This is a genomic window from Mesorhizobium sp. M1409, from assembly GCF_040317535.1.
Classification (GTDB): domain Bacteria; phylum Pseudomonadota; class Alphaproteobacteria; order Rhizobiales; family Rhizobiaceae; genus Mesorhizobium.
In genome coordinates, this window is the sequence record NZ_JAMYKV010000004.1 from 64,834 (window position 1) to 88,088 (window position 23,255).

The following is a 23,255-nucleotide window of genomic DNA, read 5'->3' on the forward strand; positions in this document are numbered from 1 at the left end:
GATGGTCGTCGAAGGCCGCCAACGCATCGACAAATGGCTGTTCTTCTCGCGCGCGGTGAAATCACGCTCGCTGGCGGCGAAACTGGTGGTCGCCGGCCGGGTTCGCATCAATCGCGACAAAGCAGCGCAGGCCTCCGATCTGGTCAAGCCCGGCGACGTGCTGACCATCACGCTCGAGCGGCGCATCTTCGTCTGGAAGGTGCTCGGCGCCGGGGTGCGGCGTGGCCCGGCCGAGGAGGCACGCACGCTGTACGAGGATATCTCGCCGCCGCCCGCGCCAAAGGGCGAAGCCCCTGCCGATGCGATACCGGCGCTGCGCGAGGCCGGCAGCGGCCGCCCGACCAAGAAGGAACGCCGCCAGACCGACCGCTTGCTTGGTGAAGACTGATGCCTGTCGCACCTAACACGCGCGGCTGTTTTGGGACAACGACACGCTTGAGGCAAAACTGAACCCAGCAAACAAGACGCTCTACGGGACATGACCGACTTCCGCCGGGCCCGCCGTCTGGAATTCCATTCCGGAAACACCGGCACCGGCCGCAATGGCTGCCCTTGCAAGCGGCCGATAAAGGCGTTACCTGACGGAAAAAGCCCAACAAAATGGGACTCCCGGAGCCGACCGATGACCTATGTCGTGACCGACAATTGCATCAAATGCAAATACATGGACTGCATCGAGGTCTGTCCGGTCGACTGTTTCTACGAAGGCGAGAACATGCTCGTCATCCATCCCGACGAGTGCATCGACTGCGGCGTTTGCGAGCCGGAATGCCCGGCCGACGCGATCAAGCCCGACACCGAGCCGGGGCTCGACAAATGGCTGCGGATCAACACCGAATACGCCGATAAATGGCCCAACATCACCGCAAAGAAGGAGCCTCCGGCAGACGCCAAATCCTTCGACGGCGAGGCCGGCAAGTTCGAGAAATACTTCTCGGCCGAGCCCGGCGAAGGCGATTGACAACACGGCCGCAAAGGCCGGTACTGCGCAGGGTAAGAAGCACGTCACAATAACCGCCTTGACAGGCGGCGCTGACCTGTGGCCTTCGCTTATGCAGCAAAACCTTGATTCTTCCGACTTTTTGTGTTACATCAACCAAACATGCCGGTGACACAACGTCGATTTATGGCGCAGACGCCCCAAATCACTGAAAGGTGAAAATCCCATTCGGACCAGAGCGATCTGGGCCAGGCGGCCGCAATATTGCGTTTGCCGGTCCGGTTTTTCCGATGGGTCATCTGTTGTGCGGCAAACGATCGGCTCCCCCGATCGCGCGAGTTCGGGCCGGCAGGACGCCGGTACCACAACAAGGAGTTCAGGGCGTAATGGCTACGATCACCCCGCAGAAGAAGTCCACCGCTGCGCGTCACGGTTTCAAGACCGGCGAGTACATCGTCTATCCGGCGCACGGGGTCGGCCAGATCGTGTCGATCGACGAGCAGGAAGTTGCTGGACATAAGCTGGAACTATTCGTCATCGACTTCTCGAAGGACAAGATGCGCCTGAAGGTGCCGGTCGCCAAGGCGACCTCCATCGGTATGCGCAAGCTGTCGGAAGAGGATTATGTCGAGCGCGCGCTGAAGGTCGTGCAGGGCCGCGCCCGCGTCAAGCGCACCATGTGGTCGCGCCGCGCCCAGGAATATGATGCGAAGATCAATTCCGGCGACCTGATCTCGATCTCGGAAGTTGTGCGCGACCTCTATCGCGCCGACAACCAGCCGGAGCAGTCCTATTCCGAACGCCAGCTCTACGAGGCGGCGCTCGACCGCATGGCCCGCGAGATCGCGGCCGTCAACCGCATGTCGGAAACCGAAGCCGTGCGCCTGATCGAGGTCAACCTCAACAAGGGCCCTAAGCGTGGCGCCAAGGCCGACAATGAGGAAGCCGAGCAGGAAGAAGCTGCCTGAGCTTTTCCGCCTTTAAATTCATGAAAAACCCGGCCTTGCGCCGGGTTTTTTGCTTTTGGGAGGATAAGGCTGAAGCGAGGACCGCGCTTACGGCTCGCCGCCAGCTTCCTTCATCGCCTCCTGCTTCAGCGTCGCAATGAACCGCTTGGTCCGCTGGTGCTCCGGATTGCCGAACAGCACCTCCGCCGGCCCCTTCTCGACAATGACGCCGGCATCGAGGAACACCACTTCCTGGGCGATCTTGGAGGCGAGGCGCAGGTCATGCGTCGCCATCACCATGGTCGTGCCTTCGCTGGCGAGCTTGCCGAGCACGTCGACCACCTCTTGCGCCAGTTCCGGGTCAAGCGCCGAGGTCGGCTCGTCGCAGAGCAGCACTTTCGGCGACGGCGCCAAGGCACGAGCGATCGCCACGCGCTGCTGCTGGCCGCCCGACAGTGTCGCCGGCCAGGCATCCGCCTTGTGCACCATCCCTACTTTTTCCAGCAGGGCGAGCGCCCGCTGGCGTGCCCTCTCCGGCGGCCATTTCAGCACCGTCACCAGCCCTTCCATGACATTTTCGATCGCGGTGCGATGCGGAAACAGCTGGAAGTTCTGGAACACCATGCCGGTCTGCAGCCGCAGGCGCTGGATATCCCTGGACGGAACCCTGCCGCCGGGGTGGAATTCCAGCGCCTCGTCACCGATGCGCACCGTGCCCGAGGTCGGGATCTCCAAGAGGTTGATGCAGCGCAGAAGAGTGCTTTTTCCCCCGCCCGACGGCCCGACCAGCGCCGTGACGCTGCCTTCGGCAATGGTGACCGTCACGCCCTTCAGCACAAGATTGTCGCCGAAGCGTTTCTCGATGTTGGTGAGGCCGATCATGAGCGCGCCTCCAGGAAGCCGCCATAGCGGTTGAGCCGGGTTTCCAGCCGCGTCTGCAAGGCTGACAGCACCGAACTCATCGCCAGATAGAGGATCGCCGCCTCGACATAGAGGATCAGCGGCTCATAGGTGGTGGCGACGATGCGCTGCGCCGCCTGGAACATTTCCGGCACGGTTATCGCGGCCGCCAGCGACGTATCCTTGACCAGCGAGATGAAAGTATTGGAGAGCGGCGGCACCGCGACGCGGCCCGCTTGTGGGAGAATCGTGCGCCGCATCGCCTGGCTCCAAGTCATGCCGATCGAATGGGCTGCCTCCCACTGGCCCTTCGGCACCGAGCCTATCGCAGCGCGGATGATTTCCGACGTGTAGGCGCCGATGTTGAGCGTGAAGCCGATCAACGCCGCCGTGAAGGCGTCGAGCAGGATGCCGACCGACGGCAGGCCGTAGAAGATCAGGAACAGCTGAACCAGGAGCGGCGTGCCGCGAAAAATCCAGACATAGAAGCGCACCAGCGCGACCAGGGGCTTCGGTCCAAACAGCCGGGCGAGCGCGGCACCCAGGCCGACCGTCAAGCCGAGAGCGAAGGACAACAGCGTCAGCGGCACGGTGAAGATCAGCGCCGCCCACAACAGCGAAGACAGCGACTCCAGCATCAGTTGCAGCCAGTGCGTCACGTAAGATTCTCCAATGGTCGAGGCGGCTCATCGAGGCGTGAATGCGTCGGACATATCACGACAAAAGCGGCGGCCGGTCAAAGACGGTCCGCCGCTTGATATGTCTGGTGGGCCGGGAGACCGGCCCGCCTCACAGGATTACTTCGAAACGTCCTGGCCGAAATAGGTGTCTGCGATCTTCTGATAGGTGCCGTCGGCCTTTATGTCGGCCAGTGCCTTGTTGATCGCCGCAACAAGTTCCGGATCGCCCTTGCGCACGATGACGCCGGAATAGTCGGCGTTTTCTTCTTGCGCGGCAATCTTTACATTGGCGTCGGGCTTGTGCTTCTTGAAGTCGAGGAACGACAGGCTGTCATTGATGGTGGCGTCGGCACGGCCGGTCAAAAGCAGCTGGATCGACTGGTCGAAGCCATCGGTGCCGACCAATTCGGCGCCGTTCGCCTCGGCCAGCTTGCCGAAATTCGAGGTCAGCGACTGCGCCGACTTCTTGCCCTTGAGATCGGCGAACGTCTTGATGTCGGTATTGTCGCCGCGCACGATCAGCACCGCCTTGGAGGCGATGTAGGGATCGGAGAAATCGTACTTGGCCTTGCGGGCGTCGGTGATGCCGACTTCGTTGATCACAGCGTCATAGCGATTGGCGTCGAGGCCGGCGATCAGCCCGTCCCACTTGCCTTCGAGGAACTCCACCTCGACACCGAGCTTGTCGCCGATCGCCTTGGCGATCTCGACATCGAAGCCGACCAGCGCGCCGGAAGTGTCATGATAGGTGAATGGCGCATAGGTGCCTTCCGTACCGACCTTGATCACCCCGGCATGCTTGATCTGGTCGAGATTGGCGCCGGCATGGCCCGCGGTGACGGCCAGAGCCTGCAGCGTTCCGGCGACGATGAGCGACTTGAGCCATTTCATTTTTCTGTGATCCCGTCCTTGGCCTGATATCCGGCACGTTGTGAGAGCTGGAAACTGACAGATGCAACCGGAAAAAATAAGGAACATGATTTCAAAAATGGCACATTTCTGAAATCAGATTCTCGAAATGGCGTTTCTTGGCGGCACTCGAAGTCGTTACCCGCCCGTGCGGACATGGTTCGAGCAACACGATCCGCCTGGCAACAACCAGGGAACCATTCCCGCACACCGCACGTTCTGGCTGTTCTAGGGCACGACGCCGCCATTTCAACCCGGGCGCCAGCCGAGTTTGCAAAGTCATCCGCATCGCCCAGGGAGCGCCTCATGATGGAAGACACGGCAGGACGGATCATGGTCCGCGCGGCAATGAAGGCTCCCTACCTCGAACGTGACGAAGAGCACCGGCTGGCATTGCTCTGGAAAGAGGACAACGACCAGAACGCGTTGCACAGCATCACCGTCGCCCATATGCGGCTGGTCATTTCCATGGCTTCCAAATTCCGCCACTACGGCCTGCCGCTCGGCGATCTGATCCAGGAGGGCCACGTCGGCCTGCTTGAAGCCGCTGCCCGCTTCGAGCCGGAGCGCGAGGTGCGGTTTTCGACCTATGCGACGTGGTGGATCCGCGCCTCGATGCAGGACTACATCCTGCGCAACTGGTCGATCGTGCGCGGCGGCACCAGTTCGGCGCAGAAGGCGCTGTTCTTCAACCTGCGGCGTCTGCGCGCGCGACTGGCGAATGGCACCGAGCCGCTGTCCAACGCAACGCTTTACCGCGAAGTGTCGGAGGCACTCGGCGTCTCCGAAGCCGATGTGGCGATGATGGATTCGCGGCTGTCGGCGCCCGACTCCTCGCTCAACATGCCGGTTGCCGACGATGCGGGTTCGACCGAGCGCATGGATTTCCTGGTCTCGGACGATCCGCTGCCCGACGAGATCGTCGGCGACAAGATCGATGTCGCGCGCCGCTCGCTCTGGCTTAGGGAGGCGCTACGCGCGCTCAACGCGCGGGAGCTCCGGATCATCGAGGAACGTCGGCTGAACGACGAGGGCGCGACACTCGAAGCGCTCGGCGAAACCCTCGGCATCTCCAAGGAACGTGTCCGCCAGATCGAGGCCCGCGCCATGGAAAAGCTCAAGGTCGCGCTGGTGAAACAGAACCCGGAGTTCATGGCGACCGCCGCCTGATCCGCAACAGACGTCCAGCGGATGAATTTCCGGCTGGCTCTTACTTGTCGGTGACGATCTTGACCTTGTCGCCGGCGGAAACCGCGGCACCCGGCGACAGCGCATTTAGCACGCGGAACAGGTCGAGCTTGCGGTCGACGCCAACCATCTGGGCCGAAAGCGAACCCATCGTCTGGCCCGGTTGGACGGTGACGACGCGGATGTGCAGTGGCTTCAAAGCAGCCTTTTCGGCAGCACTGAGGATGCTGAACGAGCCGCTGACCGAACGCGCCACGGTGTCCAACGTGGTGCTGGCCGAAGGTGCCGCGGTCAGCAGCCTGTAGACCTGGCCACCGGCACGGATCACGGCAATGTCGAACTGCCAGCCTTCGGCGCCGGCATGCGCGGTCGCCGCCTCGTTGCCGTTGATCGTCTCCTGCCTCACGCTGCTGTCGTCGAGGCCGGCCACCCAGCCGCTGCGGATATAGTCGGTGAGCGCGCGGTTCTTGTCGATCGAGACGCCGTCGAAGCGGATCGCCATATCGCCGGGGCCGGTTGCGGTCACCGCGGCGGCCGAATTGTCGATGATGAAGCCCTGCGGCACCGAGAAGGATACGCCGAGGCCCGGATGCATGAAGGTTTCGCCGCGCACATAGCCTTCCTCGGGCGTGTCGCCATAGAGCAGGCCGTCTATGCCGGCGAGGAAGGAATCGCGATCGCGCGTACCGACGCCGGGCGCGCCGAATTGGCGGGCAAGGCGCTGCGCCAGATCGATGCGCTGCGGCGTGTTGGGGTGCGTGGCCAGGAAGTCGAGGCTGGCGTCGGTGGCGCCGCTGATCGAACGGAAGTCCGTATAGGCCGACATCGACTGCAGGAAGCGGCCGGCGGCGAAAGGATCGTAACCGGCTTCGCCGATCGATTTGATGCCGATGGCGTCGGCTTCCAGCTCCTGGTTGCGCGAGAACTGCGCCAGCCTCAGCTTGCCCCGAATCAGCGCCGCCTTGGCGGTCGGGCTGCCGCCGAGCACATCGGAAACCACCTTGGTCGCCAGGCCTTCCTCGGCCTCGAGTTGCTGGCGCTGCAGGCCGTGATTGGCGGTGACGTGGCCCATCTCATGCGCGATGACAGCGGCAAGCTCTGCCGAATCATTGGCCAGCGCCAGCAGGCCGCGGGTGATGTAGAGATAGCCGCCCGGCAGCGCGAAGGCGTTGACGTTGGGCGAATTCAGGATGGTGATGCGATAGGTCTGCGTCGGGTTGGCCGACACCACGGTCAAATTGCCGACCACCTTGGCGACCATGCGCTCAAGCTTGGGATCGGAATATTCACCGCCATAAGTCGCCAGAATGCGCGGGTGCTGCGCCTTGGCCAGTTCGGCGAGCTTGTTGTTGGCGCCGACATTGTCGACCGTGATCGGCTTGTCGGAAGGCTGGAAGCCGGACTCCTGTACTTCCGGCGGCATGAACATCTGGCAGCTCGCCAGCGCCACGGCAAAGCCGGCCAACGCAAGAAAACGCGCCAGCGGATTCATTCGTAGTCTATCAACGCCGATCGCCAGAACGGCTTCCTTTCGGGTCCCGGCGCATGACCACGAAAACCGGGGGCGATTTTCGGAACATGTCATGCGCTATCTCAAACGGCTGCAGCATCCGTTGCCCGTCCCTTAGGGCACGAGCGGCGGATGCTGCAGGCAAATCACGGCCTGTGCCGGACCAGTAGGGCGGACCTAGCCACACTCCTCCAGTCATGGCAAGCAAGCGCCACATCGCCTGGAGTCGGTTTGATCGTAAATTATGTCCGCTTCCGGGCAATATCTCGTGATACACCGCCACTCGCGCCCATATAGCGCCGGAACGCTTCCGGACCAGCCCCGGTGAAGAAATCATCCGCTTTGCCGACTGCCGCCACCAACCCGTTGTCGAGAAACACCATGTGTTCGCCGATACGGCGGGCGTCTTCAGGCTGGTGGGTGACAAACAGCACCGTCATGCTCCGCTCGGCATGAACGGCGGCGACCATATCCAGCATATCGTCGCGCAAAGCGGGCCCGAGCGAGGCGAAGGGTTCGTCGAGCAGCAGCACCGGCCGGTCGCGCACCAGAACGCGGGCCAATGCGACGCGCTGGCGCTCCCCGCCTGAAAGTTCGCGCGGCAGGCGCTTTTCCTTGCCCCCAAGGCCGGTTCGCGCAAGCGCCTCGGCGATCGCGGCGCGGTCCGTTTCGGTCAGCCGCAAGGCTGGCGAGCGGCCGAGCCCGACATTCTGCTCGACGGAAAGATGGGCGAAGAGGTTGTTCTCCTGGAACACCATCGATACCGGGCGCACCGAGGCCGGCTCGGCGCTGACATCAGCGCCGCCGATCAGCACGCGGCCCGACTGTGGCATCTCGAAGCCGGCGACCAGATTGAGCAGCGTCGACTTGCCCGACCCGCTCGGCCCCATGATCGCGGTGATCTTCGACGTGGCGAACTCGACATCGAAGACCAGCGGCGTCTCGCCGTAGCTGAACGCCACCTTGTCCAGCCGCACCGGCGCGCCTTTTTCAAGCCCGCTGGCCTTTCCATCAAGCATCCCGGACCCTCTCCCTTCCCAGCGAGTGCGCCGCCACGATCAGGGCGAGGCAGACGAGGCCGAGCAGCAGTGCCAGGCCGGCGGCATCCTCGGTGCGGTAGCTGCCCATGCGCGCCAGGAGAAGGTAGGGCAATGTCTGCACGGAATCACTGCCGAACAAGGCAATGACGCCGAGATCGCCGAGCGACAGGGCCATGGCGAAAGCGAAGGCGGTGGCGAGCGGCCGACGCAGCGACGGCCAGTCGACCAGCACCAACCGGTTCCAGCCCGCAATGCCGAGCTGTGCACAGAGCCGTTCGTGACGCTCGCTCGCCGCATCATAGGTGGGACGGACGGCCCGTAGGGCGAACGGCATCGCCATCACCGCGTTGACGGTGACGACCATGACCGGGGCGATGGCGAAGACATCGCCGACATGGCGCAGCAACAGGAACCAGCCGGCGCCGACGACGATGGGCGGCACGACCAGGACGAAGCCGGCGCCTGTATCGGTGGCATGCTCAAGCATTGTCCGGAGGCCAGCCCGGCGGTTCAACGCCAGCGCCCGGCGCGCCACGGTCAACGCCAGCGATAGCATCACCGAGAGCAGTGCGGACAGGAAGGCCAGCACCGCACTGGTCAGAGCCGCCTGCCGCACGGTGGCCTCGCCGGCCAGCCGGCCGAGATCGGCACCCAACCCGGCCGTCACCGTCGCCGCCATCGGCCCGACGACGAACAGCAGCGCCAAGACGATGACCATGGCGTTCAGCCAGGTCTCGCTCCTCTTGACCGAGAGATAGCGGCGTTGCGCAACCGGCAGGTTGGTGTCGCCGACCACATTGGCGCCCAGCCGCGTCAGGGCCAGCACCACGATAAAGGTCAGGGCGATCTGCAGCAGCGTCAGCGTCACCGCCCGCGCGGGATCGAAATCGAAGCGCAGCGCCTGGTAGATGCCGACCTCCAGCGTCGTCGCTGCTGGCCCGCCACCGAGCGTCAGCACAATGGTGAAGGATGTGATGCAAAGCATGAAGACTAGCCCGGCGACACCCGGCAATGCCGCACGCAGCGTTGGCCATTCGATCAGCCTGAACGCCGGCCGCGCTGCAATGCCGAGCTGGCTCGCCAGCCGCCATTGGTCGGCCGGTATGGTCTGCAGCGACTCGAGGAACAGCCTTGTCGCCAGCGGCAGGTTGAAGAAGACATGGGCGACGAGAATGCCCGACAGGCCGTAGATGCCCGACCAGCTTCCACCGCCGATCACCGTGAACACGCCGGCGAAATAGCCGGCGCGGCCATAAAGCGCCAGCACGCCGAGTGCCGCGACGATGGCCGGCAGCGCCAACGGTATGGCGAACAGTTGCAGGATGAAGGCGCGGCCGAAGAAGCGTGGATGCCGCGACATCGCCCGCGCGACAAACAGCGCCGGCCCGACGGAGAGGAGCGTCGACAATGCCGCTTGCCAGAGCGTGAAGCGCACGACGCGCAGCAGATAGGGATCGAAGGCTGCCCAGGCGCCCGAAAGATCGTGGCCGCCTTCGAAAAGCAGGCCGGCAAACGCGCCGCCGATGAGCAGCGCGATTGCGGCGAGCGCGAGGATGCCGGCGCTGATGCGGGGGTCAGACGCGCGTTGCACGCTGGACCACCTGACTTGAGGTTCTTAGCGAAGGCCGCGTTCCTTCGCGCCCCCCTCTGTCCTGCCGGACATCTCCCCCACAAGGGGGGAGATTGGCAGTTTCCGCGCCTCGCTCATTCCAGCAACGTTGGCGATTGGCGAAATCGCCGACGACAGCCAATCTCCCCCCGTGTGGGGGAGATGTCCGGCAGGACAGAGGGGGGCGCCGTAGGACACTCATCTTTCGATCATAGGACCAAATTACTTGCTCATCACCGCCAGCCACTCATCCACCCAGGCCTTGCGGTTGGCGGCGACCTCTTCGGGGCTGAACAGCAAGGTCTTGGTCGGCTTGACCAGCTTGTCGAAGGCCGGGTTGAGCGGCTTGTCGGTCTTCCCTGCCGGGAACATCCAGTTGGTCTCGGGGATGGCATCCTGGAACTTCGGTCCGGTCATGAAGGCCATGAACTTTTCGGCCAGCGGGTTCTTGGCCCCTGTCGTGGTGATGCCCGCCACCTCGATCTGCAGGTACTCGCCCTCCTCGAAGGAGGCCGCCTGGTAGCGCTCGGTGTTTTCCGCCACCATGTGGTAGGCCGGCGACGTCGTGTAGGACAGCACCATCGGCGCCTCGCCCTTGGTGAACAGGCCGTAGGCCTCGCTCCAGCCCGGCGTCACGGTCAGCACTTTCGCCTTCAGCTTGGCCCAGGCCTCCGGCGCCTTGTCGCCATAGACAGACTTGACCCACAACAGCAGGCCGAGGCCCGGCGTCGAGGTGCGCGGATCCTGGATGACGATCTTGTCGTCGGCGCTGCCTTCTACCAGTTCTTTCAGGCTCTTCGGCGGGCTCTTCAGCTTCTCCGTGTCGTAGACGACAGCGAAGTAGCCGTAGTCAAAGGGGACAAAAGTGTCGTCGCTCCAGCCGCCCGGCACAGTGGCATCCGCCACCGCGCCATGCGGCGCGAACAGGCCGGTGGCCTTGGCATCGGCGGTAAGGTTTGTGTCGAGGCCAAGCACGATATCGGCCTTCGTCGATGCGCCTTCCAGCTTGACGCGGTTGAGCAGCGCGACGCCATCGGCAACCGAGACGAACTCCACATCGCAGCCGCATTCGGCCTCGAATTCCTTCTTCACCACGGGACCCGGACCCCAGTCGGCGGTGAAACTCTCATATGTGTAGACGGTGAGTTTGTCTTTGGCCAAGGCCGGCCCGGACAAGACCACGGTCATGGCTGAGACAAGAGCGTATAAAAGCGTGCGCATCGGCGCCTCCTTCGTTCGAATTGAAGGAATTGAGGCGTCGGACTGTCCGAAACGTCTAATCCCTCCGCCGGTACAAACCGGATCAGGTTCAGCGGGTTGGCGAGACTGCCTCTCAGCCGGTCCGCGAAGATCGCGTTCGGCACCCCGTTAGAGCGTTTCGACACATAGGCCCGGCCGATCCCTCACGCAAGTGGGAGTTTGCCGCCTTCCGTTTCCGGTGCCAGGCTGGTAAGGGCCACACGATATGAGCACATTCACCATCCTGCTTGGCGGCGACCTCATCCGCACGCCACGGCTCGACCGCCAGGTCGAAGGCTCCCGCGTGATTGCCGCCGACGCCGGCATCGGCCATGCGCGGCTGCTCGGCCTAGTCCCGGAACTGTGGGTGGGGGATTTCGATTCCGTGCCGGCCAACCTGCCGGAAAATCTCGCCACTGTCCCCCGCCGGACCTTCTCGGCGGAAAAGGACCAAACCGATGGCGAACTGGCCATCGCAGCCGCACTGGAGCTCGGCGCGACCAGCCTGGTGCTCGCCGGCGCCTTCGGCGGCAAGCGCGCCGACCACGCTTTCCTGCATCTTGCGCTTGCCCTGCGCCTTGCCGAGGCCGGAACGGAGGTGCTGCTGACCAGCGGCGCCCAGGAGGGCGTTCCCCTGCTCCACGGCAGGGCCGGTTTCGACTATGCCGACGGCACGCTGTTTTCGGTGCTCGGCTTTTCCGAACTCGCCGGCCTGACCGTCAATGGCGCCAAATGGCCACTGAATCACGTCAAGGTGGCGTTCGGTTCGTCGCTGACCATTTCCAATGAGGTCAAGGGCCGCCTCGAAATCGCGCTCGGCCACGGCCGCGCGATGCTGCTCGCTCATCCTTTTCCCTTACCTGAAAGCTGACATGGCCCCGCCCCTTCTCAACCTCGACGGGATAAAACTGACCTTCGGTGGCACGCCGCTACTCGATGGCGCCGCCTTGACCGCTTCTGCCGGCGACAAGATCGCGCTGGTCGGCCGCAACGGGTCGGGCAAGTCGACGCTGCTGAAGATCGCCGCCGGCCTGATCGAGCCGCAGGACGGCGAGGTGTTCCGCCAGCCTTCGGCGACCGTCCGCTATTTGCCGCAGATGCCCGACATGGAGGGTTTTGCCAGTGTCCGCGCCTATGTCGAGGCCGGACTCGGACCCGCCGACGACCCGTACCGCGCCAGCTATCTGATGGAGCATCTCGGCCTCTCGGGTGAGGAGCGGCCGAACGACCTGTCCGGCGGCGAGGCAAGGCGCGCGGCCCTTGCCCGCGTCATGGCGCCCGAACCCGACATCCTGCTGCTCGACGAGCCGACCAATCATCTCGACCTCTCGGTGATCGAATGGCTGGAAGAGGAGCTCGTCCGCACCTCATCGGCACTGATCGTCATCTCGCACGACCGCCGCTTTCTCGAGCGTGTATCGCGCGCCACCGTCTGGCTCGATCGCGGCCAGACGCGCAGGCTGGACAAGGGTTTTGGCCATTTCGAGGAATGGCGCGACCTGGTGCTGGAAGAGGAAGAACGCGAGCAGCACAAGCTTGGCCGCCAGATCGTGCGCGAGGAGCACTGGCTGCGCTACGGCGTGACGGCGCGGCGCAAGCGCAACATGCGCCGGCTGGGCGAGTTGCAAACCATGCGCCAGCGTTTTCGCGGACATCGCGGCGCCGAAGGCTCGGCCACCATGGTGGCGAGCGACGCCGCCGAATCCGGCAAGCTGGTGATCGAGGCCAAGAACATCGAGAAGAGTTTCGGCGATCTCACCGTGGTCAAGGGGTTTTCGACCCGCATCCAGCGCGGCGATCGGGTCGGTCTGGTCGGGCCGAACGGCGCCGGCAAGACGACGCTCTTGAAGATGCTGACCGGCGAGATGAAGCCCGACGCCGGTTCGGTGCGGCTCGGCACCAATCTGGAGATCGCCACGCTCGACCAGAAGCGCGAGGCCGTCGACCCGCAGGAGACACTGGCGCAGTATCTCACCGACGGGCGCGGCGAGAACCTGGTCATCAATGGCGAGCAGCGCCATGTCGTCTCCTACATGAAGGATTTCCTGTTCAAGCCGGAACAGGCGCGCACGCCGGTGCGCGAGCTGTCCGGCGGCGAGCGAGCGCGGCTCTTGCTGGCGCGCGTGCTGGCCCGACCGGCAAACCTGCTGGTGCTCGATGAGCCGACCAACGATCTCGACATGGAGACGCTGGAACTGCTGCAAGAACTGGTCGCCGGGTTTGCCGGAACGGTCATCCTGGTCAGCCACGACCGCGATTTCCTCGACCGCACCGTGACCAGCCTGATCGCGCCGGATGGTGACGGCCGCTGGATCGAATATGCCGGCGGTTATTCCGACATGCTGGCGCAACGCGGCGGCACCAGGCTCGACGACCGTAAGGCGCGCGCGAAAGCCGAAAATGGCGAAGCGCCGGCACCGGGCAGGAGCGAGGCAGCCGCGCCAAAGGGGCCGCCGAAGAAACTGTCGTTCAAGCAGAAGTTCGCGCTGGAATCGCTGCCCAAGAAAATCGAAGCGGTGATGGCGTCGATCTCGAGGCTTGAGAACAACATCGCCGATCCGGCCTATTACGAGCGCGATCCGGCCTCGTTCCAGAAAACCATCGCCGCCCTCGACAAGGAGCGCGCGACGCTAGCGGCCCTCGAGGAGGAATGGCTGGAGCTGGAGATGCTGCGCGAGGAAATGGAGGGGTAGTGGTGTGTGCAAGTTTTATGCATCTATATTGGACGCATAAAAGGAGGCGAACTCCATGCTTCAGCCAAAGCCGAAACCTCAGCGAAAATCAGTGAGCATATCCATCAGCTCACAGTTGATCGAAGACGCCAAAGCGTTGGACGTCAACCTCTCCGGCGCCGCAGAGGTGAGTATCGCCAAAGCGATTGCTGCGGAAAAGACGCATCAATGGCAAGAAGAAAACAAGGAAGCCATCGAAAGCTCCAATGCTTATGTCAGGCGCAACGGACTTCCGTTGGCCAAACATCGGCTGTTTTGACGCGGCGCTACCGACCCTATCCAGACTCCTGACAGACTTTTGAGAGGCGCCAACGGCGCCCTTCTCAGCCCGCCGTCTTCGCCTGCCAGGCCTTGATCGCTTCGTCGAAGACCTTCTCGCCGGGAATGCCTTTTTCCATGGTCAGCAATGCCCGCCGCCCGGTCTTGTAGACGACCGGCACGTCGATCCAGTCCTGGCCGCGCAGCAAGGTCATGTTGGCGTCTTCGTCGGCCTTGGTGTCGTTCAGCGCGACCAGGAAGAAGCCGTCGGCGATCTTGGCCGGAATACCGATCAGCGGGCTGCCGGCATCCTGTTCCGAACCCTTCATGGCGACGCGCAGAATGTTGTCGACGCCGCCGCCTTCAAAGCCGTCCGGCGTCAGGAAGATCATCTCGATGATATGGCTGGCCGGCAGCGTCTGGTCGGTGTTGCGGCGGATGGTCATGCGCAACTGGATGTCCTTGCCGGGAATGGTCGCCTCGGCGCGGATCGCCGGCTCCGGCGGCAGGTCGCCACCGGGCGATTCCTGTACCAGCGACCAGACGATGTTGCCCGGCTCCGCCGAGCCCTGGGCGGTGCTGGTGCGCTCCTCGTAGAAGATCGCCTTCTGGCCGACCGGCAGCGCGGTTTCCGCGGGCGCGGTGGCCGGGGCCGCCGGCGCGGCACCCGCCGGTGCTGGCGGAGTGGCGGCGGCATTGGCCGGCGCCGCCGGGGCTCCGTTGGCAGGCGGCGTTGCGGGGGCGGCACCTGCCGCCGGAGGCGTAGCCGCGGGAGGAGTGCCGGCGGTCGGTGCGGAAATCGGCGGCGCGTTGGTCGCCGAGGGCGGCGTGGTCAGCGCGGCGACCGATTCGCCTTCGCCGATGCCGCTTTGTCCGCCGGCCGGGCCGGGGTCGACTTCACTGCCTTGCGGCGTCAGCCGCTGGGTGAATTTCGTGCTTTCGGCTTCCGTGCCGCCAGCTGCGGGCGCCGGCGGCGGCGCAGCGGCATCGGTTGCTGGCTTGGCAGGTGCCGGCTTCACGGGTTCGGTCTTTGTCGCGACCTTGGTGCCGTCGAGCCCGAGCATCTTGTCGAAGGCGTCCTTGTTCAGCCAGATGCCGTAGCCGCCACCGGCGATGACCAGAAGCGCGACGACGGCGGCGATCAGCCCGCCATAGCTGCGCTTGCGCTCCGCCGGGTGCCGGCGCTGGAAAGTGTCCGACACCGGCTCTTCGTTGCTGGAAAAGACATCGACACCGTCGTCCGCCTCCTCGGCGTCCATCGCTGCAAGAGGCGTGTCGGCGCGAGCCGGCTGGGCAGGCGCCGGCGTTGGCCTTTGCCAGCTTGGCTCGACCTTGGCGGCAGGTGTGGGCGCGGATTGATAAGGTTCAGGCTTGGCCGCGGGCGGTGCCGGCCAGGCCGGTTCCGCCTTCGCCGGTTGCCGTGTGTGGCTCGGCTGGTTCTTGTTGCGATCGATCGAGGAAAAGATGTTTTCCAGTTCCGCGAGCGGGTCGGTCTCCGGCTCGCTCCTGGCATAGTCCCGCTCGACACTCGCAATGGCATCTTCCAGACCACGTTTCTGCTTGGCGACATCCTCCGGCGAAAGCGGCGGATCGCGCTGGGCAATCTTCGCTGCGATCGTGGAGCGGGCCTTTTCGTAGACCTTCGCCCGCATCCCTGGCGACTGATCGCCGAGACCGTTTATCGCTTTCTTCAGAACAAAAACGAAATCTGCCATGCTTCAGTCGACCTGTATTTTGTTTCCGCGCCGGCCCCCGCAGATCAGCCGCGATGCCCGGAAAGGCTTCAGAAACTAGTCTTGAAACGGATCGGTCACAAGTATCGTGTCGTCCCGTTCCGGGCTGGTGGAAAGGAGCGCGACCGGGGCACCGATCAGCTCCTCGATGTAGCGAACATATTTGACCGCCTGGGCCGGCAGATCGTTCCAGCTGCGCGCGCCGGCGGTGGTGCCTTTCCAGCCCTCCAGCGTCTCGTAGACCGGTTCGACACGCGCCTGCGCGCCCTGGCTGGCCGGCAGATAGTCGATCATCTCGCCGTCGAGGCGATAGCCGGTGCAGACCTTGATCTCGTCCAGCCCGTCGAGCACGTCGAGCTTGGTCAGCGCGATGCCCTTGATGCCGTTGACGGCGACGGCCTGGCGCACCAGCACGGCGTCGAACCAGCCGCAGCGGCGTTTGCGGCCGGTGACGACGCCGAATTCATGTCCGCGCGTGCCGAGGAATTCGCCGATCTCGTTCTTCTGCTCGGTCGGGAACGGACCTTCGCCGACGCGCGTCGTGTAAGCCTTGGTGATGCCCAACACATAGCCGATGGCGCCCGGGCCGACACCGGAGCCGGCGGCCGCCTGCCCGGCGACCGTGTTCGACGAGGTGACGAACGGATAGGTGCCGTGGTCGATATCGAGCAGCGTGCCTTGCGCGCCCTCGAACAGGATGCGCTCGCCGGCCCGGCGCTTGTCGTCGAGGATTTTCCATACCCGGTCCATATAGGGCAAGATCTCGTGCGCGACCGAAGTCAGCTCCTGCATGATCGCATCATGTGTGACTTCCGCGTGGCCGAGCCCGCGACGCAGCGCATTGTGGTGCGTCAGCAGCCTATCGACCTTCAAGGGCAGCGTTTCCAAATCCGCCAAATCCATCACCCTGACCGCACGCCGGCCCACCTTGTCCTCGTAGGCGGGGCCGATGCCACGACGGGTCGTGCCAATCTTCGTTCCGGAATTGGAAGCTGCGTCCTCGCGGAATCCGTCCAGTTCCCGATGCAGGGACAGGATAAGCGCTGTGTTTTCGGCTATTTTCAGGCGATCCGGCGCCACTTCGACACCTTGAGCCTTGAGCTTGGCCACTTCGGCGACGAAAGCGTGCGGGTCGAAAACGACGCCATTGCCGATGATGGACAGCTTGCCCTGGCGCACGACGCCCGACGGAAGCAAAGACAATTTGTAGACCTTGCCATCGACGACCAGCGTATGGCCGGCATTGTGGCCGCCTTGGAAACGCACCACGACATCGGCGCGCTCCGACAGCCAGTCGACGATCTTGCCCTTGCCTTCATCGCCCCACTGCGAGCCGACGACCACCACATTGGCCATGTTTCTTTTCCCTTGAGACGCCGCCAAGCGGCTTGAATATGGTTCGAAACGACAGGCCTCTATAACGTCAAGACCTCACGAGTGCGACCTTTCTTTGCCGCCGAAAATGCCCTGAGGCACAACAATTTTCGGCTTTGACATCATTTACTTGGACGCACGGGGGCAATAGGCCGACAAACACCGCGGCCCGCGGCCGGAATCCCGCGATGCATCGAAGCGCCTACATAGTCCTGCTGCTCACCACCTTGCTGTGGGGCGGCAACTCGGTGGCCGGCAAGCTGGCGGTCGATCACGTCTCGCCAATGACGCTCGTCTTCCTGCGCTGGGTGCTGGCCGTGGCGATCATGCTGCCGATAGGCTGGAAGACGATACGCAAGGACTGGCCGGTCGTGCGCAAGCACTGGCTCATCCTCTCGGCCCTCGGTGCCAGCGGTTTCACCCTGTTCAACACCATCTTCTACACGGCGCTTAACTATACGACTGCGATCAACGTCTCGATCGAACAGGCGGCGATGCCGATCCTGATCATGACAGCCAATTTCGTCTTCTTCCGCCTGCGCGTGAACTGGGCGCAGATTGTCGGCGTCGTGCTGACCATCGCCGGCGTGATCCTGACCGCCTGCCACGGCGACCCGCGCCGGCTGTTGACGCTGGAGCTCAATTTCGGCGACGCCATAATGCTGGCCGCCGTGTTTCTCTACAGCGGCTATTCGGTCGGGCTGCGGCTGAAACCGATGATGCATTGGCAGAGCCTGATGCTCGCCCTGTCGGTCGCCGCTCTCGTTACCTCGGTGCCTTTCTTCCTGTGGGAGATCGCCGCCGGCACGGTCATCGTGCCCGACGCGCGCGGCTGGGCGGTCATCGTCTATACCGCGATCGGCGCCTCGGTCATCTCGCAGATCTTTTACATCAGGGGCAACGAGCTGATCGGCGCCAACCGCGCCGGCCTGTTCATCAATCTGGTGCCGATCTTCGGCACGCTGCTGTCGGTGCTGATCGTCGGCGAGACGTTCCAGCTCTACCAGGCACTGGCTTTGGTGCTCGTGCTGGGCGGCATCGGGCTTGCCGAATACAGTGGGCGCAAAGCGGCGAACCTGCCATCAGCCAGGACACGCTGAACACAAAAAGCGCGGACCAGGCCGCGCCCTTCGATCTTTCACAGCAACTCCTGGGTCACATCGCGTTGATGTCGAAATGCAGCCTCTTGGCCGAATCGATCGACTTGTGCGCCTTGACCTTTTCCAGCACGGCCTCCGGGAACGGCGCGTCGAGATAGAGCAGCGCGATGGCATCGCCGCCCGGCCGGTTGCGGCCAAGCTGGAAGTTGGCGATGTTGACGCCGTTCTCGCCGCAGACGGTGCCGAGCAGGCCGATGATGCCCGGCGCGTCGGCATTGGTCGTGTAGAGCATGTGCTGGCCGACCTCGGCATCGAGATTGATGCCCTTGATCTGGATGAAGCGCGGCTTGCCATCGGAGAAGCAGGTCCCGGCGATCGAGCGCGTCTTGTGCTCGGTCGTCACCGTCAGCTTGATGTAGCCGTCGAACACGCCCGACTTGTCGCGCTTGACCTCGGCAACGATGATGCCGCGCTCCTTCACCATGATCGGCGCCGACACCATGTTGACGTCGGAGACCTGCGGCCGGATCAGCCCGGCAAGCGCCGCACTGATCAGCGCGCGGGTATTCATTGTCGCCGTCGAGCCATCGAACAGGATCTCGACCTCCTTGATCGGGTCTTCTGTGACCTGGCCGACAAAGGCGCCGAGCACTTCTGCGAGCTTGACGAAGGGCTTCAGCCGCGGGGCTTCCTCGGCGGTGATCGACGGCATGTTGATGGCATTGGAGACGGCACCCTTGATCAGATAGTCGGCCATCTGTTCGGCGACCTGCAGCGCGACATTCTCTTGCGCTTCCGCCGTCGAGGCGCCGAGATGCGGCGTCGCCACCACATTCTCCATGCCGAACAACGCATTCTGCTCGGCCGGCTCGACCTCGAACACGTCGACGCCCGCGCCCGCCACCTTGCCGCTCTTCAGCGCCGCGACCAGATCGGCCTCGACGATCAGCCCGCCGCGGGCGCAGTTGATGATGCGCACACCATTCTTCATCTTGGCGATCGCCGCGGCGTCGATGATGTTGCGCGTCTTGTCGGTCAGCGGCGTGTGCAGCGTGATGAAGTCGGCGCGGGCGAAAAGCTCGTCCAGCTCGACCTTGTCGACGCCGAGTTCCTCGGCGCGTTTGTCCGATAGGAACGGGTCGAAAGCGATGACATGCATCTTCAACCCGACGCCGCGCGTCGCGACGATCGAGCCGATGTTGCCGCAGCCGATCACGCCCAGCGTCTTGCCGGTGATCTCGACGCCCATGAAGCGGTTCTTCTCCCATTTGCCGGCATGGGTCGAAGCGTTGGCTTCCGGGATCTGGCGGGCAAGCGCGAAGATCATCGCCACGGCATGTTCAGCTGTCGTGATCGAATTGCCGAAGGGGGTGTTCATCACGATGATGCCCTTGCGGCTCGCCGCCGGGATGTCGACATTGTCGACGCCGATGCCGGCGCGGCCGACAACTTTGAGTTTCGTGGCGGCGTTGATCAACTTTTCGGTGACCTTGGTCGCCGAGCGGATGGCGAGGCCATCATACTGGCCGATCACTTCGAGCAGCTTTTCCTTGTCCTTGCCGAGATCGGGCAGATAGTCGACCTCGACGCCACGATCCTTGAATATCTGCACGGCGGTGGGAGAAAGTTTGTCCGAGACGAGAACGCGGGGCGCCATAGCGGCCTCCTTGAAATGGATTGTTGGGGATGGGCGGCCGAAGGCCGCCACTGAAAATCTCAGGCCGCCGCTTTCAGCGACGCCTTCTGCGCAGCGAAGGCCCAGTCGAGCCAGGGCAGCAATGCTTCGAGATCCGACGTCTCGACGGTCGCGCCACACCAGATGCGCAGGCCGGGCGGTGCGTCGCGATAGGCGCCGATGTCGTAGGCGACACCTTCCTTGTCGAGCACCGACACCAGTCCCTTGGCGAAAGCCGCTTGCCCATCGGCATCGAGCGCGGACACATCCGGATCGGTGAAGGACAGGCACACGGACGTGTTCGACCGCGTCGCCGGCTGGACGGCGAGATGACCGAGCCATGAGGACTTGGCGACAAAGCGATCGAGGACGGCCGCATTGGCATCCGCCCTGGCGATCAGCCCTGCGAGGCCGCCGATCGACTTCGCCCAGTTGAGCGCATCGAGATAGTCCTCGACGCACAGCATCGACGGCGTGTTGATGGTCTCGCCCTTGAAGATGCCTTCGATCAACTTGCCGCCCGAGGTCAGGCGGAAGATTTTCGGCAGCGGCCATGAAGGCTTATAGATCTCCAGCCGCTCGACCGCGCGGGGTGACAGGATCAGCATGCCGTGCGCGCCCTCGCCGCCCAGCACCTTCTGCCAGGAGAAGGTGACGACATCGAGTTTTTCGAAATCGAGCCTCTGTGCGAAGGCGGCCGAAGTCGCGTCGCAGATGGTCAGGCCCTTGCGATCCGCGGGAATGAAATCGCCATTCGGCACGCGCACGCCGGACGTGGTGCCATTCCAGGTGAAGACCACATCGCGGTCGAAATCGATCTTTGTGAGGACGGGCAGTTCGCCGTAGCCGGCTTCGATCTTGCGCACATCGGCGAGCTTCAATTGCTTGACCACGTCGGTGACCCAGCCGGAGCCAAAGCTCTCCCAGGCGACCATGTCGACGCCGCGCTCGCCGAGCAGCGACCACAGCGCCATCTCGACCGCGCCGGTGTCCGACGCCGGTACGATGCCGATGCGGTAGTCCGCCGGGACCTGGAGAATTTCCCGCGTCAGCTCGATCGCCTGTTCGAGCTTGGCCTTGCCGATCCTGGCGCGGTGGGAACGGCCGAGCGCGGCATTGTTCAGCGCCTCGACCGACCAGCCGGGGCGCTTTGCGCAGGGACCTGAGGAAAAATTGGGGTTTGCCGGACGGAGTCCGGGCTTCGTATGCGTCGTCATCGTGGTCTATCCTTCCAGATAGTGGCCCCTCGTTGGGGAGGGGTGGCCCACGGACGGCGATATGCGTTCAGGCTTCGGGCGTCAAGAGGAAAGTTTTTGTCGCTGGCGGGATACTGGCGATCTGTGATCAGGATGGCGTGACTTCAAACGCAAACGGCGGACCCGAAGATCCGCCGTCCTGATCCTCGTGCTCGCGGCGCCTACCAGAGATCGTAGCGCAGCCCGAGCTTGACCTGGTGGTTGCTGATCCCCTTTTTGATCGGATAGGAGGTCAGGCTTTCGGCTGTCACATATTCGGCATCCGGGGCGGAGAAATACTGATAGCCCAGATCGACGGAAACGTTCTTCGTCACCTGATAGGCAAGGCCGGCATTCAGCGTATAGGCCAGGGAGTACTGGGTCTTGCTGTCATTCAGTACGAAATCATCGCTGGGATCGCTGTTGTCGGTGAAGTAGCTAGCCGAGAGGCTGCGCTTGCTGCGGACGACACCGATACCGGCGCCGAGATAAGGCGTGATCCCGACATAGGTGCCAAGATCGACATAGCCATTGAGCATGCCCGAGAAGGCGTAGTTCTTCAGGGACGCCGATGCCACGGTCGGCTCTGCCGCAGTCGCTGAATCGTCATAGCCGACGCCGATCTTGTTGCCGGGCAGATAGCCCAGATTGAGATCGGCGCGCAGATAGTCGTTGAAATGGTAGCCGAAGCCGATGCTGGCAAAGATGGGGTCTTCCTTGTCGCTGAAGCTTGCCGGCGTGAAGGCGAAATTGTCGTTCCTGAAGCTCTTCTGCGCCAGGTACGAGACATCGCCGCGCAGATACCAGCCGGAGCCGACCTCGACCGGCACATAATCGGGCGCCTGGTCGACATAGATCGGCGGGTCGTAGTCGGCGGCGTGCACGGGCGTCAGCGGCAAGAGGGCTAAGGCGCCAAGTGCCAGCGTCATACGCGAAATGATTTTCATGGTCCCCGACTCCCGAATTTGGCGCCGCCAGGAATAGCAACGGCAGCCATCGTTTCAGGAAGCATTGTTAACCATAGTGGTTAAGTGCCGGTTAAGGCTAACAGAGCGTTAGCGAATTCATTTCCGGCAGGGTCTCATCGGGGCGGTGCAAACGAAAACCGCCCGGCTGATGCCGGGCGGTTCGCGAGAATTTCAGGTAATGCTGGTGTTACTTGGTGTAGATCGGCTCGGGTTCGGGCTGGTAGGCCACGACCGGCGCGGCGCAACCGTTGTTGCCACCGAACTGATAGCGCAGGCCGCCGCGCACTTCGTGTGTGTTGATGCCGCGATCGAAGCCGGGTCCGGAGCTGCTGACATCCCATTCGAACATGCGGCCGCCCTGGATGTGGCTGAAGCGATAGCCCGCGTCGAGGATGATTTTGTCGGTCAGGCAGTAGGAAGCGCCGGCCATCAGAGCGTAGGCGAAGCGCCAGTTGGACGCTCCCGGGTTGGTCTCGGTGGTGTTCGGGTCGTAGACAGTATCCCACTTGACGCGCGCACCGCCGATGCCGGCGCCGACGTAGGGCGTGATGCCACTATAGGTGCCGAGATCGACATAGGCATTGGCAAGCAGCAGCAGGGCGCTCATTTTCGACACTTCGGTCGAAGTCCCGTTGATATCCGACGTGCCGCCGTTGAAGTTCGACTTGAACCAATAGTCGGCGGTCAGATCGGTGCGGAAGTAGTCGTTGATCTTGTAGCCGACGCCGGCGCCGAGCGAGAAGCCGCCCTTGAGCTTACCGAAATCGAAGCTTCTGGTGCCGGGCGTGACCGTACAGTTACAGGGATCAACGGTATAGGTCATATAGTCGATGCCGCGCAGGGTCGACTTGTGATAGTCGATGTCGCCGCGGATATACCAGCCGCCGACTTCGACCGGCTGCTCGTAGACGGCCGGAGGCGGAGCTTCCTCGACCACCGGTTCCGGCAGGTCGGCCGCGAACAGCGGTCCTGCCAGGCCTGCGAACAGTAAGGCGAGCAGGACCTTTCTGGCTGTATTGAACATGCTTGTCACCCCTGAGAAGTTCGGAACGGCTATCGTGTCCGAATGCAATTGCTTTTCAGTCGTGGATAATGAAGTGCAAAGGTTAAAGGGCGTTTAACCCTGTTGCTTAACCACGAATCCCGAAAGTTCGAGGCATGGTGGAGCGGCTTCAGGATGCCGGAATCGACTGCCGGACCGACCAAAAAAGCCCGCCG

21 protein-coding genes and 1 riboswitch are annotated in these 23,255 nt (G+C 63.4%); of the genes, 8 read left to right on the top strand and 13 right to left on the bottom strand.

Features of this window, described 5'->3' with window-relative positions; genetic code table 11:
* Window position 1: 1 nt before the first annotated feature.
* From NKG99_RS04930 to NKG99_RS04940, 3 genes are all read left to right on the top strand, one after another.
* Window positions 2-388 carry an RNA-binding S4 domain-containing protein gene (locus NKG99_RS04930; RefSeq protein ID WP_352864810.1) on the top strand — a complete coding sequence of 129 codons (387 nt, stop codon included), beginning with the start codon at window positions 2-4 and terminating at the stop codon, window positions 386-388.
* A gap of 234 nt (window positions 389-622) precedes the next feature.
* Window positions 623-961, top strand: a complete 339-nt coding sequence (gene fdxA / locus NKG99_RS04935) for a ferredoxin FdxA (RefSeq protein WP_352864812.1) — start codon at window positions 623-625, stop codon at window positions 959-961.
* A gap of 365 nt (window positions 962-1,326) precedes the next feature.
* The gene (locus NKG99_RS04940; protein ID WP_013529179.1) at window positions 1,327-1,908 is read left to right on the top strand and encodes a CarD family transcriptional regulator; all 582 of its coding nucleotides are present in this window, start codon (window positions 1,327-1,329) and stop codon (window positions 1,906-1,908) included.
* A gap of 87 nt (window positions 1,909-1,995) precedes the next feature.
* On the opposite strand, the gene NKG99_RS04945 is transcribed toward NKG99_RS04940, so the two are convergent.
* The 3 genes from NKG99_RS04945 to NKG99_RS04955 all read right to left on the bottom strand — a co-directional run bounded on the left by NKG99_RS04945 (window position 1,996) and on the right by NKG99_RS04955 (window position 4,358).
* Window positions 1,996-2,769: an amino acid ABC transporter ATP-binding protein gene (locus tag NKG99_RS04945; protein WP_352864815.1), complete on the bottom strand. Its 774-nt coding sequence runs from the start codon at window positions 2,767-2,769 to the stop codon at window positions 1,996-1,998.
* Window positions 2,766-3,446 (bottom strand): amino acid ABC transporter permease, encoded by a 681-nt coding sequence (locus NKG99_RS04950; protein ID WP_352864818.1) that lies wholly within the window; start codon window positions 3,444-3,446, stop codon window positions 2,766-2,768. Before NKG99_RS04950 ends, NKG99_RS04945 begins: the two co-directional genes overlap by 4 nt.
* 138 nt (window positions 3,447-3,584) lie before the next feature.
* A complete protein-coding gene (locus tag NKG99_RS04955) occupies window positions 3,585-4,358 on the bottom strand; it encodes an amino acid ABC transporter substrate-binding protein (protein WP_352864821.1) in 774 nt (257 codons plus the stop codon).
* A 324-nt stretch (window positions 4,359-4,682) separates the two neighbouring features.
* On the opposite strand from NKG99_RS04955, the gene NKG99_RS04960 reads away from it, so the two are divergent.
* Window positions 4,683-5,546, top strand: coding sequence for an RNA polymerase factor sigma-32 (locus NKG99_RS04960; RefSeq protein ID WP_352864824.1), 864 nt, complete (start codon window positions 4,683-4,685; stop codon window positions 5,544-5,546).
* A 40-nt stretch (window positions 5,547-5,586) separates the two neighbouring features.
* Here the strand turns inward: NKG99_RS04960 and NKG99_RS04965 are convergent, their stop codons facing one another.
* The 4 genes from NKG99_RS04965 to thiB all read right to left on the bottom strand — a co-directional run bounded on the left by NKG99_RS04965 (window position 5,587) and on the right by thiB (window position 10,944).
* Window positions 5,587-7,056, bottom strand: coding sequence for a M48 family metalloprotease (locus tag NKG99_RS04965; RefSeq protein ID WP_352864827.1), 1,470 nt, complete (start codon window positions 7,054-7,056; stop codon window positions 5,587-5,589).
* Window positions 7,057-7,316: 260 nt separating this feature from the next.
* Window positions 7,317-8,093: a thiamine ABC transporter ATP-binding protein gene (thiQ, locus tag NKG99_RS04970; RefSeq protein ID WP_352864830.1), complete on the bottom strand. Its 777-nt coding sequence runs from the start codon at window positions 8,091-8,093 to the stop codon at window positions 7,317-7,319.
* Window positions 8,086-9,705: a thiamine/thiamine pyrophosphate ABC transporter permease gene (gene thiP / locus NKG99_RS04975; protein ID WP_352864832.1), complete on the bottom strand. Its 1,620-nt coding sequence runs from the start codon at window positions 9,703-9,705 to the stop codon at window positions 8,086-8,088. Before thiP ends, thiQ begins: the two co-directional genes overlap by 8 nt.
* A gap of 240 nt (window positions 9,706-9,945) precedes the next feature.
* Window positions 9,946-10,944 carry a thiamine ABC transporter substrate binding subunit gene (gene thiB / locus NKG99_RS04980; protein ID WP_352864834.1) on the bottom strand — a complete coding sequence of 333 codons (999 nt, stop codon included), beginning with the start codon at window positions 10,942-10,944 and terminating at the stop codon, window positions 9,946-9,948.
* Between the two features lie 42 nt (window positions 10,945-10,986).
* A riboswitch (TPP riboswitch) is annotated at window positions 10,987-11,101 on the bottom strand.
* A gap of 87 nt (window positions 11,102-11,188) precedes the next feature.
* Between thiB and NKG99_RS04985 the strand changes: the two genes are divergently transcribed.
* From NKG99_RS04985 to NKG99_RS04995, 3 genes are read left to right on the top strand one after another with little or no spacing between them, the layout of a single operon-like run.
* Complete coding sequence (locus NKG99_RS04985) at window positions 11,189-11,833, top strand: thiamine diphosphokinase (RefSeq protein ID WP_352864835.1); 645 nt, start codon at window positions 11,189-11,191, stop codon at window positions 11,831-11,833.
* 1 nt (window position 11,834) lies between these two features.
* Window positions 11,835-13,655 (top strand): ABC-F family ATP-binding cassette domain-containing protein, encoded by a 1,821-nt coding sequence (locus NKG99_RS04990; RefSeq protein ID WP_352864837.1) that lies wholly within the window; start codon window positions 11,835-11,837, stop codon window positions 13,653-13,655.
* A gap of 55 nt (window positions 13,656-13,710) precedes the next feature.
* The gene (locus tag NKG99_RS04995; protein ID WP_352864839.1) at window positions 13,711-13,953 is read left to right on the top strand and encodes a type II toxin-antitoxin system CcdA family antitoxin; all 243 of its coding nucleotides are present in this window, start codon (window positions 13,711-13,713) and stop codon (window positions 13,951-13,953) included.
* Window positions 13,954-14,017: 64 nt separating this feature from the next.
* On the opposite strand, the gene NKG99_RS05000 is transcribed toward NKG99_RS04995, so the two are convergent.
* Both NKG99_RS05000 and NKG99_RS05005 read right to left on the bottom strand, forming a co-directional pair.
* Window positions 14,018-15,667 (bottom strand): hypothetical protein, encoded by a 1,650-nt coding sequence (locus NKG99_RS05000; protein WP_352864842.1) that lies wholly within the window; start codon window positions 15,665-15,667, stop codon window positions 14,018-14,020.
* A gap of 75 nt (window positions 15,668-15,742) precedes the next feature.
* Window positions 15,743-17,041, bottom strand: coding sequence for an adenylosuccinate synthase (locus NKG99_RS05005; RefSeq protein ID WP_352864843.1), 1,299 nt, complete (start codon window positions 17,039-17,041; stop codon window positions 15,743-15,745).
* A 206-nt stretch (window positions 17,042-17,247) separates the two neighbouring features.
* Here NKG99_RS05005 and NKG99_RS05010 point away from each other — a divergent pair, with 206 nt between their 5' ends.
* The gene (locus NKG99_RS05010) at window positions 17,248-18,159 is read left to right on the top strand and encodes a DMT family transporter (protein WP_352864845.1); all 912 of its coding nucleotides are present in this window, start codon (window positions 17,248-17,250) and stop codon (window positions 18,157-18,159) included.
* 55 nt (window positions 18,160-18,214) lie between these two features.
* On the opposite strand, the gene serA is transcribed toward NKG99_RS05010, so the two are convergent.
* The 4 genes from serA to NKG99_RS05030 all read right to left on the bottom strand — a co-directional run bounded on the left by serA (window position 18,215) and on the right by NKG99_RS05030 (window position 23,061).
* Complete coding sequence (serA, locus tag NKG99_RS05015) at window positions 18,215-19,816, bottom strand: phosphoglycerate dehydrogenase (protein WP_352864848.1); 1,602 nt, start codon at window positions 19,814-19,816, stop codon at window positions 18,215-18,217.
* A gap of 59 nt (window positions 19,817-19,875) precedes the next feature.
* Window positions 19,876-21,051, bottom strand: a complete 1,176-nt coding sequence (locus tag NKG99_RS05020) for a phosphoserine transaminase (RefSeq protein ID WP_352864850.1) — start codon at window positions 21,049-21,051, stop codon at window positions 19,876-19,878.
* 200 nt (window positions 21,052-21,251) lie between these two features.
* Window positions 21,252-22,016 carry an outer membrane protein gene (locus NKG99_RS05025; protein WP_352864852.1) on the bottom strand — a complete coding sequence of 255 codons (765 nt, stop codon included), beginning with the start codon at window positions 22,014-22,016 and terminating at the stop codon, window positions 21,252-21,254.
* A 208-nt stretch (window positions 22,017-22,224) separates the two neighbouring features.
* Window positions 22,225-23,061 (bottom strand): outer membrane protein, encoded by an 837-nt coding sequence (locus NKG99_RS05030; RefSeq protein WP_352864854.1) that lies wholly within the window; start codon window positions 23,059-23,061, stop codon window positions 22,225-22,227.
* Window positions 23,062-23,255: the final 194 nt, after the last annotated feature.